General features: G+C 33.6%; 1 protein-coding gene. It reads right to left on the bottom strand.

From position 1 onward, the window contains the following. Window positions 1-3,853 (bottom strand): CHAT domain-containing protein (locus tag Q0505_RS09930; protein WP_299212255.1); only part of this gene is annotated, 3,853 nt, incomplete at both ends.

Here is a 3,853-nt window from a genome sequence, read left to right on the forward strand (position 1 = left end):
CTTTGAATTTAGTAACCAAATCTATTTTTGCATCTGCTATAAAATTATTTTTGAATAATAGTAAGGCATACTCCGCTTCTGCAATACCAATTCTAACATCTAAATCTACATTTGAGGTTTCTTTGGTATTGATATTTTTATAAATGGTCAACAAATGTGTCCGTATGTCTTTGACTCCTTCGAAAGCTTCACAGGTTTTTAAATGACCAAGAAGTGTTTTATCTCCTAGTTCTTCCAAAATATGACCAATAAAAATCATATTGGTAGTAGCATCTAAGCATTGTGCATCGTAAGGATCGGTTGAGATACTAAAACTTCTTGCATAATTATCAAAAGCCTTAGAGAGATAGCTTATAACCTCTGTCTTACCAACTTTAGTACTCGCCTTAAATTGCATAGATGCAAACTTATATGCGTTTGCGATAATATTCAATCGACTAGGATTTTCTCCCACAAGACATAATAACTTAATCTCATTTAAATCAACTTCAAGCGTGGGCTTTTCAAACATCCTTGTCTTGATAATGCAATATTGTTCTAAGGCTTGTATAGAAAAAGTTCCTTTTCCATATTTGAAGAGCGTTTTAAATTTTTGATATGCAAGTTCATACTCATCTAATTCGTTGTAAATCAATGCTTCTTTTTCTAATATAACGGCGTCTAAAAGATTTGATTTATCTGCTTTCTCTAAGTAAAGATTTAACTTCCGAAGCGTTTCTTCTTTGTTATTCTTACGATCTCTTATTTCATTTAATAAGTTATCTAAATCAGTATGGACTTGTGAATCCATGACATAATCTAGCGTATCTTGTTTCCTGTATTTTCTATTACTAAATGCATAAAATTGATTTCCATAACATTGATATGCACCCCATGTATTTGTAGTGCCATGATTCTGGAAGCAAGACATACGCGCTTTTTGTACCGATGTTCCGAAATTATACCCTAGAAACATATTTTTATAAAAGGTTTCTGAAAAATCTTTCGCGGCAGCGTCATCTACCGCCCAACCAGAAATAATGATGGCTTTTACACCCATTTCAATAAGTTGTGTTCCTACATTGGCTGCTAGTCGGTATCTGTTTCTACTATATTTATCTTCTGTATCGCTCATAGCACCAGAATAACAACAGTTTATGAATACAAATTCAGGCACATATCCTATTTGTCTTAATTTTTGTGGATCTATAAAAATACCATCTCCTATAGCAATTCCTACCTTATTGTTTTCGACGTCATAAAGCCCATGCCCTGCAAAGTGCATTATTTTATATTGTTGATTATAGAGCTCATTTGTGATGGCTAATGATGATTCATTAATCAGGGGGAATGTTTTATACCTATTACTATCAAAAGCATTGACAACCCATTCTGCCTCAGCTTTGGCTGCGGCAAGTTGTGGTAATGAATCATCGTTATATTTAGGATCTCCAATAATAAGAACATTCTTATTATGAAGGGGCACTTGATCAAAACGCTCAATATTAGTAGTGACCAATTGCCGTATAAATGTTGAACTTACAGCTATAGGCATATCCCCTGCATTTGAATCGTGTAATAACTCCCAAGGAATTTCTGCCGATTTTTTATCTACTTTTATAATTAAATTTCCTTGATTTCTAAATACATTTTTAAAATCATTAGGAATCAACATAGCAAACAATGAATTGGACAAACGTTTATCCCAATTTGAAATATGTGCTTGTGCGTATAATAAATGTTTAATGTCTTTAAATTCAATAGCGATAAACTCTTCTTCTACTCTAGCTAAACCATTGGAAGTGTAGTATTTGAATCCTTTGTTTTTGACGATATTGTTTTCAATAGTACTTACCTGTGTAATATGTAGGTTGTACCACGACATATAATTATTGGATGCAAATGATTGTCTTTTCTTAGCTCCTGTTCGGCGAATAATTCCTTTACTAAGGGTGAATGGAATCCGATTATCATCATGCCTAATATTACTTAAGATGAAATATGCCTGACTTGAAATAGATTCATAATAATTTATGATTTCAATATTTTTAATAGGTTTTAAACCTTGTTTTGCACCTTCATTTTTCAAGTATTCATTGGCTTTAGCTACACCTAAAAGAATCCCTTTTATAGATTCTTCTACAGGAAGTTTGCCATAGCCTATGCCCATCAATATGAAAGAAATTCCCGTAGCATGCTTTTTAGCTTGTGGCAAGGTGTAATTATCTCGCATAAACATAGCATATTTTAATGATGCAAGTTTTACGGTTTTAGACAGTAAGAATTGTGTTAAAGATTCCGTATCTCCTAAACCACAGATAATCGCCCCTTTAGGTTGTGTTTCTAAATTAAAAAAGACTTCGCTCTCTCCTATTCTGCCAGGATAATACCCTATATCCATACGTTGAGATAAACGATAATTAAGGTATCCATCCAATGCTTTTTCTGCACTTAAAATCAGATCCATAAAGAAGTGCCCTACCATTACTGGATACGAAGCTTCTTTTAAATCTCCATTGATAACGGTTACTTGGAATGTATCTAATTTTACACTTTTCTCCTTTTCTGTCCCAAAAATAGCTTGCACGACAGCTTCAGAATCTACCAGTGGCTCTACATACTCATGGATGTCTGTGATGACTTCTCCTCCTCCTCTACTTAATGGTGGTTGCGTATTGAGTTTATTGGTTTTTCCTCTTTCCAGAAGTTCCATCACACCCTCAAAAATAGAAGGCTCATTAGCGAGTTCTCCATGTCCTGTATTGGTATAATAAAGATTATTACTTTTTAATAATTGCTTTGGAATTCCTGTTTTCCAAGTCACACTGCCATCGCCTTGGGAAGTAGCTTTGTACACCAATTTTTCATATTTGGATAAAAAGCGGCTTTTATAGGAATAGTCAAACACAGTTTTGTCTGCTTTTCCGCATACATAATAAATCTTTTTAAAGAAATCTTTCTTTTCTTCTGTCTCTAACTCCTTTAAAAAATCAATAACTCGATTTCTATAGGCGTTAAAATTCGATAATGACTGCTGATTACTAGCAGGATTAGGGATGATTTTTAAGTTTGTTTTTTCTTTTAAAGTATTCCAGAATGTAGCAGTCCAAAATCTTCTATTTGTAATTTCTTCTACAGGAAGTAATTCAAATACGCCAGGGAATTTCCAAAAAATTTCTAATAAATCTTCTTTATCATTCCTAAAATCAATCATAGCGAGTTGTTTTACTCTTCTACTATGACCTGTAAGAACTTCCATAATAAGGTAGGATCCTAACCATGGTGTTCCTAACATCACAAACTTATTTTTCTTAGGTTTTATAAAAGCATCCCATGTGTCTGGAAAATCCATCATAAACTGTCTTGCTAAGAGACCTCCCATGGAGTGCGCCACAATATGTACGTTTACGTTTGCTTTAAGGATTCTTTTGGTAAGCGCTTCTAATCCAACAGCAGCTTCAGAGACTGATTTTCGCCAATCAAATTCATAAGAAACTACATCATATTTTGAAGAAAAATGATCTGCAAATTGCTTATAGAATTTTTCTACAACCCCAGATGCTTTTACACTACGGGAACTGATTGCAAGCTTATCTACAATAGCACCTTTATTGAGAGCTTTCATCTGAATCCATTGGTCTTTGCCACCTGAACTTAATGTAGACCCCATAATACCAGGAATTAAAATTAAAACATCTCTCGTAATATTTTCTGGTTCTTTAAATCTGACACCAGACAAAGAAAGCTTGTCTAATAAAATACCTCGCTGTCCGTTTGCATATACTTCTTTTGTATATACACTTTTAACCGTTTTTTCCGTAGAGACTAATGCTTCTAAAATAGCATCACAGGAGTTTTTGTTTTTAAAATAGTT

This window comes from uncultured Dokdonia sp. (genome assembly GCF_937910895.1).
In the GTDB taxonomy this organism is placed as follows: Bacteria; Bacteroidota; Bacteroidia; order Flavobacteriales; family Flavobacteriaceae; genus Dokdonia.